The sequence below is a fragment of the Roseibium sp. ROS1 genome, assembly GCF_054658215.1.
Window position 1 is genome coordinate 963,146 of sequence record NZ_BAAGIG010000002.1, and the last position, 14,546, is coordinate 977,691.

At 57.2% G+C, this 14,546-nt stretch carries 12 protein-coding genes; 7 read left to right on the forward strand and 5 right to left on the reverse strand.

Translation table 11 applies throughout. From position 1 onward, the window contains the following. The first annotated feature begins 50 nt into the window (after positions 1 to 50). Positions 51 to 1,274 carry an MFS transporter gene (locus ACYQ6M_RS12535; RefSeq protein ID WP_460074146.1) on the forward strand — a complete coding sequence of 408 codons (1,224 nt, stop codon included), beginning with the start codon at positions 51 to 53 and terminating at the stop codon, positions 1,272 to 1,274. A 44-nt stretch (positions 1,275 to 1,318) separates the two neighbouring features. Here ACYQ6M_RS12535 and guaD read toward each other — a convergent pair whose 3' ends face one another. From guaD to ACYQ6M_RS12550, 3 genes are all read right to left on the reverse strand, one after another. Continuing rightward, a complete protein-coding gene (gene guaD / locus ACYQ6M_RS12540) occupies positions 1,319 to 2,614 on the reverse strand; it encodes a guanine deaminase (RefSeq protein WP_460074629.1) in 1,296 nt (431 codons plus the stop codon). 182 nt (positions 2,615 to 2,796) lie between these two features. Beyond that, on the reverse strand, positions 2,797 to 2,982 hold the full coding sequence (locus tag ACYQ6M_RS12545; RefSeq protein ID WP_077293015.1) for a hypothetical protein: 186 nt from the start codon (positions 2,980 to 2,982) through the stop codon (positions 2,797 to 2,799). Between the two features lie 103 nt (positions 2,983 to 3,085). Then, positions 3,086 to 4,033, reverse strand: a complete 948-nt coding sequence (locus ACYQ6M_RS12550; protein ID WP_460074148.1) for a cation diffusion facilitator family transporter — start codon at positions 4,031 to 4,033, stop codon at positions 3,086 to 3,088. Between the two features lie 286 nt (positions 4,034 to 4,319). On the opposite strand from ACYQ6M_RS12550, the gene speB reads away from it, so the two are divergent. Both speB and ACYQ6M_RS12560 read left to right on the forward strand, forming a co-directional pair. Next, positions 4,320 to 5,282, forward strand: a complete 963-nt coding sequence (speB, locus tag ACYQ6M_RS12555) for an agmatinase (RefSeq protein WP_460074150.1) — start codon at positions 4,320 to 4,322, stop codon at positions 5,280 to 5,282. Positions 5,283 to 5,300: 18 nt separating this feature from the next. Then, on the forward strand, positions 5,301 to 5,945 hold the full coding sequence (locus ACYQ6M_RS12560; RefSeq protein ID WP_460074152.1) for a hypothetical protein: 645 nt from the start codon (positions 5,301 to 5,303) through the stop codon (positions 5,943 to 5,945). A gap of 35 nt (positions 5,946 to 5,980) precedes the next feature. On the opposite strand, the gene ACYQ6M_RS12565 is transcribed toward ACYQ6M_RS12560, so the two are convergent. Then, entirely contained in the window at positions 5,981 to 6,586 is a 606-nt protein-coding gene (locus ACYQ6M_RS12565) for a DUF6653 family protein (protein WP_152506741.1), read from the reverse strand. Positions 6,587 to 6,913: 327 nt separating this feature from the next. Here ACYQ6M_RS12565 and ACYQ6M_RS12570 point away from each other — a divergent pair, with 327 nt between their 5' ends. Next, positions 6,914 to 9,235 carry a sensor domain-containing protein gene (locus ACYQ6M_RS12570; protein ID WP_460074154.1) on the forward strand — a complete coding sequence of 774 codons (2,322 nt, stop codon included), beginning with the start codon at positions 6,914 to 6,916 and terminating at the stop codon, positions 9,233 to 9,235. A gap of 75 nt (positions 9,236 to 9,310) precedes the next feature. Here ACYQ6M_RS12570 and ACYQ6M_RS12575 read toward each other — a convergent pair whose 3' ends face one another. Then, entirely contained in the window at positions 9,311 to 11,116 is a 1,806-nt protein-coding gene (locus tag ACYQ6M_RS12575) for a PHA/PHB synthase family protein (protein WP_055653945.1), read from the reverse strand. Between the two features lie 233 nt (positions 11,117 to 11,349). Between ACYQ6M_RS12575 and ACYQ6M_RS12580 the strand changes: the two genes are divergently transcribed. From ACYQ6M_RS12580 to ACYQ6M_RS12590, 3 genes are all read left to right on the forward strand, one after another. Continuing rightward, complete coding sequence (locus ACYQ6M_RS12580; RefSeq protein ID WP_152506738.1) at positions 11,350 to 11,601, forward strand: hypothetical protein; 252 nt, start codon at positions 11,350 to 11,352, stop codon at positions 11,599 to 11,601. A 141-nt stretch (positions 11,602 to 11,742) separates the two neighbouring features. Then, positions 11,743 to 12,978: a GGDEF domain-containing protein gene (locus ACYQ6M_RS12585; RefSeq protein ID WP_460074157.1), complete on the forward strand. Its 1,236-nt coding sequence runs from the start codon at positions 11,743 to 11,745 to the stop codon at positions 12,976 to 12,978. Positions 12,979 to 13,320: 342 nt separating this feature from the next. Next, positions 13,321 to 14,538: an LL-diaminopimelate aminotransferase gene (locus ACYQ6M_RS12590; protein ID WP_022999411.1), complete on the forward strand. Its 1,218-nt coding sequence runs from the start codon at positions 13,321 to 13,323 to the stop codon at positions 14,536 to 14,538. Positions 14,539 to 14,546 lie beyond the last annotated feature (8 nt).

Genomic DNA, 14,546 nt, shown 5'->3' on the forward strand with positions numbered 1-14,546 from the left:
TGAATTTGTAGGCTGTGCTCCTGGCTTTCAAAAGGCAAGGAAAAACCATTATGTCTTCTCAACCTCGATCAACAGGTCGACCGCTCTGGCTGGAAACAGCAGCAATCGCGCTGCTGATGACGGCAACCTTGAAAATCATGGCAAATGCGACCATCAGCCCGGCGCTTCCGGCGCTCGAGGCAAGTTTTCCGGATGAACCCGCGGCGGCCTATCTGACCCGCTTCCTGGTCTCGGCGCCGTCGCTGTCCGTTGTTCTGATCGCACCGTTCGCCGGGCTGGCGGCAGACAGGTTCGGAAGAGGTCCGCTGCTGCTGGCTGGCGTTCTTCTTTTTGCCTTTGCCGGCAGCGCTGGAGCCTACCTGCCGGACCTGCAGTCGATCCTAGTGAGTCGTCTTTTGCTGGGTGTTGCGGTCGCCATGACCATGACTGCGCAGGTTGCGCTGGTTGGGGACCTGTTTTCCGGTCAGCGCCGAAGTGCCTTTATGGGATGGCAGACGGCGGCGATCAATTTCAGTGGCTTCCTGTTCATCGGCTTTGCCGGTTGGCTTGCAGGCCTGTCTCCACGTTTGCCGTTCCTGGTCTATATGTTGCCTGTTCTGCTGGTGCCGCTGTTGCTGCCGATCCTGCAACAGGAAAGAAACACTCGGCGCGAGAGTGCGGCCAGCACAGCCGCAAATGCAGACCTTGCCCCGCAAAAAGGATGGCTTGTTCCCGCACTGGCTGTTGGCCTGCTGACCATGGTCACCGTTATGTTCTTTTTCCTGATGCCCAGCCAGTTGCCGTATTATCTGGATGAAAACGGCATCGATAGCGCTTCTGGAACGGCAATGGGGCTAGGTGCATTGACACTGACCGGAGGCCTGGTTGCGATTGCCTACAAAAGGATCAGCTCCCTTGTCGGCCTGTCTGCGTCTTTCGGCATCGGCTTTGTGTTGATGGGGCTGGGGTTCGCCATTCTTTCGATAGACGCTCTCTGGCCGCTCATCCTCGGCGGTGCTGCGCTGGTCGGGGCGGGTTATTCTCTCGTGCAGCCGTCGTTTCTGCTGCTTGCGTTGCAAGTCGCACCGGAAGAACGGCGTGGCAGTGTTTCGGGCATCGTGACGACAGCAATGTTTCTGGGCCAGGTCGTTTCGCCGCTAGTCCTGACAATGCCCATTCAGGACTTCGGTTTTGCCACTGTCTACCGGGGAACGGCGCTGGCGTTGGTCCTGTTTGCCGCTACGGGGTTCAGCTTGTTGCTGTTTCGCCCGTTCAGGCCAAGGCACGCTGGCTGAGGCGGCCAATAGCCGGGGCATTTAGGTGTGCCCCGGCCAAGGTGTCAGGACTTCAAGGCTTTACCCGCTGCATAGGTTTCAACGACAGCACGATCATCGCCAAGGGTTTGCAGCACGAAAAGCTCTTCCGACAGACTTTCTGCAGTCTCCATTCGCAAGGCCATAGGTTGCGTTGCGCGCGCATCGAGCACGACCAGGTCTGCGTCGGTGCCCGGCTCCAGTGTGCCGATCCTGTCTTGCAGTGAAAGCGCTTCGGCGTTGCCGAGCGTTATCCAGTGGAAACAGGCGAGTGGGTGGAGGCGCTGGCGCTGGAGCTGCAGAACCTTGTAGCCTTCGTCGAGCGTGCGCAGCATGGAATAGTTTGTGCCACCGCCAACGTCGGTGGCGATGGCCGTGCGAACGCCAGCCTTCTCCAGCCCGGCCTTGTTGAAGAGACCACTGCCAAGGAACAGGTTTGACGTCGGACAGAAAACGGCAACGGAGCCGGTTTCCCGCATGACACCCAGTTCCCGGTCGTTCATATGGATGCAGTGACCGAGCAAGGTCTTGCGGCCGAGCAGGCCAAACCCTTCGTAAACGCCAAGATAGTCTGCCGCTTCCGGGTAGAGTTCCAGCGTGTAGGCGATTTCGTTGTGATTTTCGTTGATGTGGGTCTGCAAATGGCAGTCCGGATATTCCCTCAACAATGTTCCGGCAGCTTCAAGCTGCCCGGGTGTCGACGTGATTGCAAAGCGCGGGGTGACGACATAATGCGCCCGTCCGCGTCCATTCCATTTTTTCAGCAAAGCCTTGCTGTCGTCATAGGCGCTTTGAGCGGTGTCGCAAAGATCGGCAGGCGCGTTCCTGTCCATCATCGTCTTGCCACCCAGCATCAACATGCCGCGCCGTTCCGCCTCTTCGAAATAGGCGTCGACCGAGGCGGGGTGGCTGGAACAATAGGCGGAGGCCGTGGTGGTGCCGTGGGCAACCAGCGCGTCATAAAAGGCCTTGGCGATCCGTTCCCCATGAGCCTTGTCCGCAAACTTCATTTCTGCCGGGAACGTATAGTCGTTCAGCCAGTCCAGCAGTTGGTCCGCCCAGGACGCAATCACCTGTGCTTGGGGGAAATGGATATGGGTATCGATGAAGCCGGGCAGGATCAGATGTGGCCGATGATCGATGATGGCCGTTCCTTCATCTGCGGAAGCAGCAACGTCCGCAAACTTGCCGCAAGCAGCAATCTTGTCGCCACGAAGCAGAAGGGCACCGTCCTCGATATAGCTGTAAGCGTCCGTGTCATCCGGCCCTTTGGGGGCGGTGGAGAAAGAAAGCAGCCTGCCGCGCAGGATCTTCGGGGTCATGTCTGCCACGGCAGGAATTCCTCATGGAGATGGACCGGCAATTGCCAGTTTGTTCCTCGTTTTAGTCCTGGAGGCGCAAGGCGACAACGGTCCCGTGTCGGTATCCCGTGGATCGCCGCGCAATCCGAAGAAAGATGGGAAATAATCCGGAGGACAAAATATGTGTGTGAGGCAAGCCGACTTTATTGCCCGGATCCAGTCAGGGAAAATAGCGCTCCACCCAGGGCTGCCAGTGTGGCGAGAATGGCAAGACAGGCATAAAACGTGAAAATGGTGGCCGCACCTTCCGGAGGTGCGGTGTTTTCGTTTCTGGCGTTCCAGGCCGTTGGTGCCGGGTCCTGCGCCGAATTTCTGTCATAGCCCGCCATTCTGACTTCAGGCTAACCGGCAAGAGATAATCTCGCGTAAACGGTTGGGGACGTCAAAACAGCGGCAATGATCGGGAAGGGTGTCCTCAGAAATCTCAGAGGCTCAGGAGCCTTCAGTTACCTCGATCGTCACGTGGCCGATGCCATGCCTTGTCTTCAACCGCTCTCGGATTTGCTGCAAAACGGCATCCGGACTGTCTTCCGGTTTCAAGATGGCATGCATGGTGGCATTCACCTTGCCTTCGGCCAGCGACCAGAGATGGATGTGATAAACGTCGGCGAGGCCAGGGACTTCATGCAACAGATCGGTTTTCAGGGTATCCCTGTCGATGTCTGCCGGTGCACCTTCCAGCAGGATATGCGCGGACTGGCGCATTACCGCGACCGCAGAACGAACAATCAGCACAGCGACGAAAACCGACAGGATCGGGTCAATCGGATACCAACCCGTGAAATAGATGACGATAGCGGCCGCGATGGCCGCAACGGAGCCGAGAAGATCGCCGAGCACGTGCAGGATCGCAGAGCGCATGTTGAGCGATCCGTCACCGCCACGCTGCAGAATGAAAAAGGCGCCGATATTCACCAGAAGGCCGATTACGGCAATGATGAACATCGGGCCTGCAAGAACGGTCTCCGGCTCCATGAAACGCCCGGCAGCTTCCACGCAGATCCAGCCTGTCACCACCAGCAGGAATATGGAATTGGCGAAGGCAATCAGCACCGGCAACCGGTCGCGGCCATATGTTAGCCGGGCATCTGCAGGTTTCTTGGATTGCTGAAAGGCCCACCAGGCCAAACCCAGTGATGCGGCATCTGTAACCATGTGGACGGCGTCTGCCATCAGCGCCAGAGACCCTGAAAGCCAGCCACCGATCAGCTCTGCAAACATGAAGGCAGCAATCAAAAGACCTGCCCACGCAACAGCGCGCGCGTTCTTGTCCGTCACTTCAGGGGTGTGATCATGGTCGTGCCCTAGACCATGATCATGGTCGTGAGAATGGCCGTGCGCACCGCCGCCGGCATGGTCGTGATGGCCGCTGTCGCTCATGGCTGTGATCCTTCCTTTGCAGGGAGAGGTAGGCGACCCGATCTTTCGACATATCCCCACGGTTGACAAGAAGCGGAACAGGAACAGCACCAAAGAGATGGGGGACAAGTTCTGGTTCAGCACTCTGTAGCGGGCCTTGCGGCTCGGGATTGGCGGGGCGATCCATCACTGGTAAAACCTGAAAGACCGTCCTCGGGTGTCCGGTAAATGACACACCCGGCAGTCCGTGCCGCTTGATCCGGAGCGGCGCAAAAATCCTGCCACACCAGACTTCAAGGAAATTGTCATGTCAGCAGAATTGCCGCGGGAAACCGACAACGCATTTCTGGGTAAATCGGTCAAGGGCGGTTCGCATGAACCGACCTATGCAGGCGCGCTGTCCTTCATGCGCCGCCGCTACAGCCGCGATCTGACCGGGATTGACCTGGCGGTTTGGGGCATCCCGTTTGATGCCTCTGTTTCCAACCGTCCGGGGGCTCGGTTCGGTCCTCAGGGGGTGCGTCGCGCATCCGCCATTTTTGACGGTGACCCGCAATATCCGTTCGAAATGGACCCTTTCGAGGTTCTTGCCTGCGTGGACTACGGCGACTGTGTTTTCGACTATGGCCGCAACGCTGATATTCCCGGACACATCCAGTCTCAGGCCTCTGATATTCTGGCTTCCGGAGCGCATCTGTTTTCCATCGGTGGCGATCATTTCGTCACCTATCCGCTTCTCAAGGCGCATGTGGCCAAACATGGCCCGCTCGCCCTGGTGCAATTCGATGCCCATCAGGACACCTGGAACGACGAAGGCGACCGGATCGACCACGGCACCTTCACCGGACGCGCCGTGCGAGAAGGCCTTGTCGACCCAGACCGTTCAATCCAGATCGGCATCCGTACCCATGCTCCCGAAACCTGCGGGCTGGAAATCATTCATGGCTATGAGATGGACGAATTGGGTATCGGCGGCGTGATCGACAGGATCAAGGCCCGGGTGGGCAATGGCCCGGCCTATATGACATTCGACATCGATTGCCTTGACCCGGCGTTTGCTCCCGGTACCGGTACGCCTGTTTCCGGTGGCCTGTCCTCTCGCGAGGCATTGTCGGTCCTGCGTGGGCTGGGGTCATTGAACTTCGTCGGCGGTGATGTCGTCGAAGTTGCACCGGCTTACGACCATGCCGATATCACCTCGATTGCCGGCGCTAGCGTCGCGCTGACCTACATTGGCCTGCTTGCTGAAAAGCGGAAACAGGCAGGCTGAGGCCAGAACAGGGGCAACATGGAAACGAACCTTAGCTTCCGATTTGTCAAAACGCCGGGCAGCATGCCGTTGCCGCCCGGTGTCGCCAGGCAGTTCAAGGTGTTTGGCACCGGACAAAGTCTCGAGGAAGCACCTGCCATGGTGTTCGAACTGGACAAGCCGCACATGAGAGGCGTCACAAGCATCCGCATCGGCCCACAGACTGCCTGGGCACTCGAGTGCAGGTCCAGGTCCGGTACTGGCAGCTGGGAACTGAGGACCGATGCGGACGTCAGCATCGGACAAATCGGGGGACGAGGACCTTTGAAGCAGGGCTGGCAACTGGAGGTCCCAGGAGGCAATGTTCCGTTCAGCCTCGCCAATCCTGACAGTGTCGCCAAACAAACCGTCCGCACGATGCTTGGTGGCGACACGGAAGCTCTGGTGCTGTTGGCAGACGGCAATCCAGCGGGGACGTTGGTCCGCAAACATCGGGATCAGGCAGAAGGCAAGAAAGCCGGTTTGCTGTCAGGTTTGAAGAGATTCGTGACGGGCAGGGATTGGGTGCTCGACATTCACCAGGCGGATTTGCGCAGCAAGATCGCGGGTCAGGAGCAGCAAGTTGCGCTTGCCGCACTTGGTCTGGTCGCCATTGTGAGCCTGGAGTTGAGCACAGCCGACTGAACAGCGACCCGCTTCAGGACGACACGCAAAGGAAATCAGCCGTGTTTGCTGCGCGCTGCCTTCCCGGGAAGGTTGTCGTTGTGCGGAACAGCAGTCCAGAACCGGTAGAGCGGGGTTTTGTCCTTCATGGTCTGGTAAAGCTGGATCAACTTGCCGAAGCTGACGAATTGGGCTGCATACGCAACGGCCAGACCTGTCAGCGACAGGATTGGCGATGACAGGAAGCCGCCGAGCAACGCGATCAGCCCACCCATCCAGAAAACGAGATAAAGCGTTGTAATCCGGGCACTGTCGGTGGCGGGAACGGGGAGGAACAATCTGTTGAGCCAGATCTTTTCTCCAAAGCTCACGCGTTTGGCCCAACTGGAGGCCTTGCCGGTTTCCCCAACAAGCCTGGGGACAGCGATCACGCCTGCCAGTACCGCAAAAGCGAGCAGAAGTGCACCCCAGACACCAAGCCAGGCTTGCGTCCACAAGGCACCGGTCAACATGCCAGGTGCGAGTATCTTCATGAAAGTTGCCAGCGCAGGCGCTGGCTTGCCGGTCGCTGCTTTGGGCAGAAGAACGGGAGCTCTCAGGCCATTGGCATCTTTCAATGCCGGACGGGCAAGGGGGCTCGGGTGACGTTGCGTGGTTTGCATATGCAGAAGCCAGCCTTTCGGATATCCGGCAATCTTACCCGGCGAAACGGGGACTTGGCAAACAACATTCTGTCGCAAGCAACAGTAAAGATCGTGAAAAGTACCTAGGTCAGAGATCGGTATCACTAAGTATTTGAATCGATATCTCCTGGAGATTTTGGTGTAGTTTCAATGTGTTTGCCCGTATGGGCTAGTTCGTTCGATGAATAATAAAACACTAATGAGTAAAAAGGCCTGCATTCTGTTCAGTTCATTGTTTTTTAGTTTGAAATCGGCAAAGATGGCCAAATACTTGAGAGTGATAAATTCAATCAATTGGACTGGAGCATGGTCTTACAAACAAGCCAGGACGAAGGGGACGCGGAAAATAGCGAAATAGTCTCGTCCCTGGCCTCCGAGCTGGATCGGCTTAACCACATCACGAAGCTGTCAAGAAGTGACGAACTTCGCCTCAGCGGCGACTGGCTTCATACACTGCTTAACGAGGTTTCCGATTATCTCTATGTGAAGGACCGCAGCTCGCGCTTCGTCATGGCGAACTTGCAGGTCGCGCTTGATGTCGGCCTCGATGATGCTTCGCAATTGATCGGCAAGACCGATCTGGAACTGCATCCGGAGGAGACCGGGTCCAAGTTCCATGCCATCGAGCAGGAGATCATGGCATCGAATATTCCGCGTATCGATTTCGAGGAGCCGTCAATTCTGTCGAACGGCAAGCGGAAGTGGTTCTCTTCGTCCAAGTACCCGGTCACAAACAGCAAGGGTGAAGTGGTCGGCATTGTTGGCCTCTCGCGGGACATCACCGAGCGCAAACGGGCGTTACTGCTGCAGCAGGGGCAGAACAAGGTCCTTCAGGAAATTGCTGCGGGCAGACCCGTGAACGAGGTGTTGACGACACTCGTGTTGACCATTGAAGACCAGCTCGATGGAGTGATGGGGTCGATCATGCTTGTGGATGACACAGGCGAGCATCTCCTGGCGACTGTCGGTCCCAACCTGCCGCAAGAATACCTGGACATCACCGACGGTATACCTGTGAGCCCGAAAATGGGTTCATGCGGGACCGCTGTGTTCCGGCGCGAGAGTGTCATCGTCGAAGATATCCAGAAGGACCGACTGTGGGAGGATGTACGCGACCTTGTTGCTCCTTTCGAATTGCGGTCATGCTGGTCGGTGCCGTTTTTCGGCAAGGACAGCAAGGTTCTGGGCACGTTTGGGCTCTACACCAAGTCGACGCGCAGCCCGACGGATCATGAGCTGAAGCTTGCACTGGAAGCTGCCCGGCTTGCGTCCGTAGCGGTCGAGCGTGACCGAGCCGAACGCAAGATCCGCTATCTGGCCAATCATGACGTCCTGACAGGCCTGCCCAATCGGCAGGAGTTCAAGACCAAGCTGGAAGAAAAGGTGTCCGAAAGTGATAGGACCGGCGTGCCTGTTGCCGTCGTTTTTGTTGATCTCGACAATTTCAAGTTCGTCAACGACAGCTTCGGACATGCGATAGGCGACCAGGTGCTGATGATCGTCGCGGAACGGATCATGTCCGTCCACGATGGTGCACATCAGGCCATCCGCTTCGGGGGGGACGAATTTGTCCTGATTGTCGACCGTGACACGGCAGAGAAAGCCGCCCTCAACGAATTCATGGCAAGGCTGCGGGACGAGATCACCAAAACGATCCACATCGATGACCTGTCGTTCCATGTTACTTGCAGCATTGGTGCTGCGTGTTATCCGCAGGATGCAGACAGTGCAGCACAGCTTTTACGGAATGCCGACAAGGCGATGTTCGAAGCAAAGTCCGCAGGACGTGACAGCTTCAAGGTCTATGAGCAGACCCGTCCGGAACGTTCGGTCAACAAGCTGACACTTCTGGAGGAAATGCGGACCGGCATCGAGAACGGCGAGTTTTTCCTGGAATACCAGCCGCAATACAATCTGGTTAGCGGCCGTATCGTCGGTGCGGAAGCGCTGGTGCGCTGGCAACATCCGGCACTTGGTCGCATGATGCCGGGCGAGTTCATCACCCTGGCGGAAGAAAGTGGCCTGATCGTGCCTCTGGGCAGATGGGTGACACGCGAAGCCTGCCGGCAGAACAAGGAATGGCAGGAAAGTGGCCTGATGCCGATTACGGTTGGCGTCAATGTTTCCGCCCGTCAGTTCCGGGACGACGGTTTGATTTCGGATGTTCGCGATGCACTCGAGGAAACCGGACTTGCCGCGACCTACCTTGAGCTGGAGCTGACCGAAAGCCTGCTGATCAAGAATGCGGATCAGGCCGTTGGACTGATGGACGATTTCCGCCGGCTGGGCGTGAAGCTCGCCATAGATGATTTCGGCACCGGGTATTCAAGTCTCGCCGCGCTGAAAAGCTTTCCGCTGACAAGGCTCAAGATCGACCGCAGCTTCATCAGTGATCTGGATTTCGACGAAAGCGACCGGTGTATCGCAAAGGCCATCATTTCCCTCGGGCGGGAACTTGGGCTTTGTGTCGTGGCTGAGGGCGTGGAAACCGCAAAGCAGCAGGCTTTTCTTGCCAGCTGCCGTTGTGAAGTCGTCCAAGGCTATCATTTCGGCCGTCCGATGGCCGCCCGCAAGTTCGGCAAGCTGCTGGCCATGACATTGACGCCTCTGGACGCACATTTCGGTTGAGATATACGCTTCGGAAACAGCCGTAGTCAGCGCCGGGAGAATGGAGCTCGCGGGGATGTGTCCTGGCGCAGCACGTTACACCTTGGTCATCACATAAGAGCCGGGCGCATCCTCAAGGATCTTGACCCGGTTCGCACCCGGTTTGCGGGCCTTGACCTTGGCGTCGTCATGCGAACGGATCCACTGATCCCAGTAAGGCCACCAGGACCCAGGGTGTTCCTCGGCATTCTTGAGCCAGTTCTCCAGCGTTCCCTTGGCCTCCGCGCCTGTCCAGAACTGGTATTTCTTCTTTGCAGGCGGGTTGACCACACCGGCAATATGCCCGGAACCGGCCAGCACATAATCGACGGGGCCACCAAAACAGCCTGACCCTAGAAAGACCGATTTCGGCGGTGCGATGTGGTCTTCACGCGTTGCCAGGTTGAAGATCGGAATGGTCACCTTGGAGAGATCCAGGTGCTCGCCCGCGATTTCCATTTCGCCCTTGGACAGCTTGTTGTCCAGATAACAGTTGCGCAGATAGAACGAATGGTTCGCGGCGGGCATGCGCGTGGAATCCGAGTTCCAGTAGAGCAGGTCAAACGGGAAGGGGTCCTGGCCCTTCAGGTAGTTGTTGACCACATAGGACCAGATCAGATCGTTGGAGCGCAGCATGTTGAAGGCGGACGACATCTTGGAGCCGTCCAGGTAGCCGTGCTCGGCCATCCTCTTTTCAAGAACCGAGATCTGTTCTTCATCGACGAACACCTTCAGGTCACCCGCGAAAGTGAAGTCGACCTGTGTGGTGAAGAAGGTCGCGGTCTTGATGCGGTCGTCGCCGATCTTTGCCATATAGGCAAGCGTTACCGCCAGCAATGTGCCGCCGACGCAGTAACCGATGGAATTGACCTCTTCCTGGCGCGTTGCCCGCTTGATGACGTCGAGCGTATTGAGGATGCCTTCCTTCATATAATGCTCGAAGCTCTTTTGAGCCTGGCGTTCGTCCGGGTTGACCCAGGAAATGACAAACACCGTGTGGCCCTGGTCCACCGCCCACTTGATGAAGGATTTTTCCGGATTGAGGTCGAGAATGTAGAACTTGTTGATCCACGGCGGAACGATCAGGAGAGGACGCTTCAGGACCTCGTCGGTAGATGGCGAATACTGGATTACCTGGCAGACGTCGTTCTGCGAGATCACCTTGCCCGGCGTGGTGCCGAGGTTCTCGCCGAGCTTGAATTTTGTCGGGTCGGTCTGGCGGATCTTCAGCTCGCCCTTGCCGGTTTTCAGATCCTCGACCAGGTGCCGCATGCCCTTGACCAGGTTTTCGCCGTTGCTTTCCAGTGTCAGACGTAACAGCTCGGGGTTTGTAAGCACGAAATTGGACGGGGAGACGGCGTTGGCGATCTGGGTGACGTAGAATTCGGCCTTGTGGCGTGTGTGCTCATCCAGTCCCTGGGCGTCGTGGACCATGTCCTCCGCCCATTTGCTGGTGATCAGGTAGAGCTGCTTGATGAAATCGAAGAACTGGTTTTTTTCCCAGTCCGGATCGGCAAAGCGCTTGTCACGTGCCGGAGTTTCGATCGCCGGTGTAGACGGTTCGCCCATCATCCGTTTCAGCGAGGAATTCCAGAGATCGATATAGCCACTCCACAAGCGCGACTGGGCCTCGACGGCGCGCTGCGGATCGGACGCCCAGTATTCGCCAACCTGAGCGAGGGTCTTTACGACACCGGTCAGCTCGTCGGTCGAATCGTGGGTGATCTTGCCCTGTTCCCGGGGCTCGATATAGGCCGCCAGTGCCTTGCCTGCCTGCTCGAGCGTCTTTGCAAGATTCTGTGCAAAGGCTTCCGGGTTGTTGATGATATACTGCAACATGGGATGGTCGCGGTCATCAGCCATAGGCAGGGATTTCCTCCGGTTGTCTTGCCCCATTCAGCCCACGAAAGGCCTGTGAGCCCTTGTTGTTCAATCGCGTTATCTTGTTATTTTTTCGCCGATATTTTGAACTATCGGCTATTTATGACACAAGGTAACGTCTCCGTCGATTGGATTTCAATCCACGTTCAGGCCCTCTGGCTAGTGGAAATTTGTGACGATCGGATGGACGAGGAAACAAAGTGGTGGAGGATCGGTTGAGCTGCATGCGGAACGTGCTGGCACTGGGTGGGTGCCTGCTTCTCGCCTTTGGATTGTCGGCATGCGCTGTCGGGCCAGGGACACCCTTGCTTGATGCGCTGAAAACCGAGCCCGGGCAGGGGAGAGGCAACGTCCCGGCACCGAAAGGCTATGGTGCAATCGTCAATCCCGGCGAGTCTTCCGGCCTCATCAATCCGAAGGAGAGGCAAGAGACGCAGGCCTATCTGGAAACACTTGCGTCTGAGTGACGCAGGGGACGATGCCCAATACATATGCGGATGATGTGAGGTGGCTAAAGAAGATAAAATATTGATAAATATACGGATTAAATCTTTCCTTTACGACTGGCGGTCTAGGCTGCAAGCCTTGATCGCAAGGCCTTTGTTTTCATGACGCTCGATACACCGACACTGTTTACCTGCATTATGATTGCCGAGTTTGCCGGTAGCGTCATCCTGTTCCTTTTTTACATGTTCTGGCCCGGGCGGAGCGTTGCCTGTTCGAGAAGCCTCGCCCTGTGGTCTGCAGGAATGTTTCTGGCGGCTTGCGGGACGGTTCTCCTTGCATTTCGCGGGACAATTCCGGACCTTTTCAGTATCGTTGCCGCTAATTTCCTGGTCATTCTCGGGACCGGCCTGAGGCGAAGCGGCTTCGCCGTGTTCCTGGGCCGCAGCGGTCATGTCTGGGTGTTCGCAACGATAGCGTTGGCCTGGCTCGTTCTATGCCAGTTTCCCGAATTTCAGGACAACTTCCTCACCCGGGTGAATTATGTTCAGTCGGTGCTCATCCTGAGTGGTCTCTGGGTCGTTTGGATGGCGTTCTTCGAAAATCGGGAGAAACTCTATTCAGCACGTATGCTTGGCATGACAACGCTGGTCGAAACCGCGGGGTTCATGTGGTTTACCTTTCACCAGAACATACTGCTGTTCCCGTCCTTCCAGTCGACGTTCACGGAAGGGTTCATGAGCACCTACCTGATCACCGTTCTGTTTTCGATCATCATGACGATCGTCCTGCCGGCTTCCATGGTCATCGAACGATCCTTGCACGGTTTCAGGGAGCAGGCTCTTCAGGACGACCTGACAGCTCTGCCGAACCGCCGGGCGTTTCTCAACGATGCCGAGGACTGGATCGCTTCGAACTCCTCCCCAAAGGGCATTTACAGCCTCATCCTGTTTGACATGGACCAGTTCAAATCGGTGAACGAGCGTTTCGGTCAGGCGATGGGAGATGCGCTCCTGCAGCTATTCGCGCGCATCTTGAAGGATACGCTTGTCGAAAACGCCATTTCAGGGCGGGTAGGCGGCGCCGGATTCGCCGTGTTCCTGCCGGAGGGCAACAAGGAACTCGCCCATTTGACTGCTCAGAGAATCTGCAGGCGTTTCGGGCTGGAATGTCAGGAAGCGTCTGGCGGCCGGTTGATGGTGACCGCGAGCGTCGGTCTGGTCAGTGCCAGCGTTTCGACGCCGCTGGAGCGTGCGATGGAAGCTGCTGAAGGTGGCCTGCACAGGGCAAAGAAACAGGGCCGCGCACAAATCGTCACGATGGATCTTGCGCCCAATGGCCGGCTTATCAAGGACGCAAAAAGAACCGGTTTTTCCGTGCTTCGGAAAAAGGCGGCCTGATCTCTTCCTTTCTTTGATTGTCGCGACGCGCCCGGCACAATGGATTGATGCATCCGGCTTCGGAGGGCGGTCCGCTTACTGCTCCCTTGCCATTCATTCCTCGCCAGATTTTTGCTCCTGCACACCGCGATTTGTAGGACATTTAAGCCGTTAGTGGAGCTCGGGCAGACGAGGACTACTGCCAAAGCAATCATGTTCTAAAAAACGCTACAAATTTAGTCGGCTAGCGACGCAAAGACGGGTGCGTATTTTTATCCGGACTGCTAAAAGAGCCCCGCTGCGCCGTCGCCGCGCCCGGCAAGGGAGCGCAGCTGATACTGTCAACTCGCAAGGATTCGCGTCATGGAGGAATTCCATAAGATCAAGCGGCTGCCGCCGTATGTGTTCGAACAGGTGAACCGTTTGAAGGCGAAGGCGCGCGCGGCGGGGGCGGACATTATCGATCTTGGCATGGGCAACCCTGACCTGCCGACACCGAAGCACATTGTCGACAAGCTGACTGAAGTCGTGCAGGACCCACGCACGCACCGTTATTCCGCATCCAAGGGCATCGGAGGCCTGCGCAAGGCACAAGCGGCTTACTACGGTCGCCGGTTTGGCGTGAAACTGGATCCCGATACGCAGGTGATCGCGACACTCGGCTCCAAGGAAGGCTTCGCCAACATGGCGCAGGCCATCTCCGCACCCGGGGATGTGATTCTGAGCCCCAATCCCAGCTATCCGATTCACACCTTCGGCTTCTTGATGGCTGGCGCCTCGATCCGCAACATTCCGGCGGAACCGGGCCCGGCGTTCTTCGATGCGCTTGAACGCGCGGTGATCCATTCCGTGCCGAAGCCGATCGCAATCATTCTTTGCTACCCGGCAAACCCGACGTCCTATTGCGCGGATCTCGACTTCTACAAGGACGTGGTCGCATTCGCTCGCAAGCACAACATCTTCATCCTGTCTGACCTGGCTTACTCCGAAATCTATTTCGGTGCGACACCGCCGCCGTCGGTTCTGCAGGTGCCGGGTGCCATGGATGTCACCGTCGAATTCACATCACTTTCGAAGACCTTCTCCATGCCGGGTTGGCGCATGGGCTTTGCTGTCGGCAACGAGCGGCTGATTGCTGCGTTGTCGCGAGTGAAATCCTATCTCGATTACGGCGCCTTCACTCCCATTCAGGTTGCAGCAACCGCGGCCCTGAACGGATCGGATGACTGCATCCGTGAAACCCGCGAAATCTACAAGAAGCGCCGCGATGTGGTGGTCGACAGTTTCGGCAGGGCCGGCTGGGATATTCCGGCACCGGAAGCCAGCATGTTCTGCTGGGCACCGATCCCCGAAAAGTTCCGGGCGCTCGGCAGTCTGGAATACTCCAAGCTGCTACTGGAAAAGGCGGAAGTTGCCGTCGCACCAGGTATCGGTTTCGGTGAACACGGAGACGAGTACGTCCGCATCGGACTGGTGGAAAACGAACAAAGACTGCGTCAGGCAGCCAGAAATATCCGCCGCTTCCTTGAAACTGCGGATCAAAAGCTGCACAACGTCATCCCGCTCGGGACCAAAGGTTGATAAGAACT

Excerpts from the sequence above, each read along its gene's own strand:
- ACYQ6M_RS12535 (WP_460074146.1), top strand. The coding sequence starts at position 51 with ATGTCTTCTCAACCTCGATCAACAGGTCGACCGCTCTGGCTGGAAACA.
- guaD (WP_460074629.1), bottom strand. The coding sequence starts at position 2,614 with ATGACCCCGAAGATCCTGCGCGGCAGGCTGCTTTCTTTCTCCACCGCC.
- ACYQ6M_RS12545 (WP_077293015.1), bottom strand. The coding sequence starts at position 2,982 with ATGGCGGGCTATGACAGAAATTCGGCGCAGGACCCGGCACCAACGGCC.
- ACYQ6M_RS12550 (WP_460074148.1), bottom strand. The coding sequence starts at position 4,033 with ATGAGCGACAGCGGCCATCACGACCATGCCGGCGGCGGTGCGCACGGC.
- speB (WP_460074150.1), top strand. The coding sequence starts at position 4,320 with ATGTCAGCAGAATTGCCGCGGGAAACCGACAACGCATTTCTGGGTAAA.
- ACYQ6M_RS12560 (WP_460074152.1), top strand. The coding sequence starts at position 5,301 with ATGGAAACGAACCTTAGCTTCCGATTTGTCAAAACGCCGGGCAGCATG.
- ACYQ6M_RS12565 (WP_152506741.1), bottom strand. The coding sequence starts at position 6,586 with ATGCAAACCACGCAACGTCACCCGAGCCCCCTTGCCCGTCCGGCATTG.
- ACYQ6M_RS12570 (WP_460074154.1), top strand. The coding sequence starts at position 6,914 with ATGGTCTTACAAACAAGCCAGGACGAAGGGGACGCGGAAAATAGCGAA.
- ACYQ6M_RS12575 (WP_055653945.1), bottom strand. The coding sequence starts at position 11,116 with ATGGCTGATGACCGCGACCATCCCATGTTGCAGTATATCATCAACAAC.
- ACYQ6M_RS12585 (WP_460074157.1), top strand. The coding sequence starts at position 11,743 with ATGACGCTCGATACACCGACACTGTTTACCTGCATTATGATTGCCGAG.
- ACYQ6M_RS12590 (WP_022999411.1), top strand. The coding sequence starts at position 13,321 with ATGGAGGAATTCCATAAGATCAAGCGGCTGCCGCCGTATGTGTTCGAA.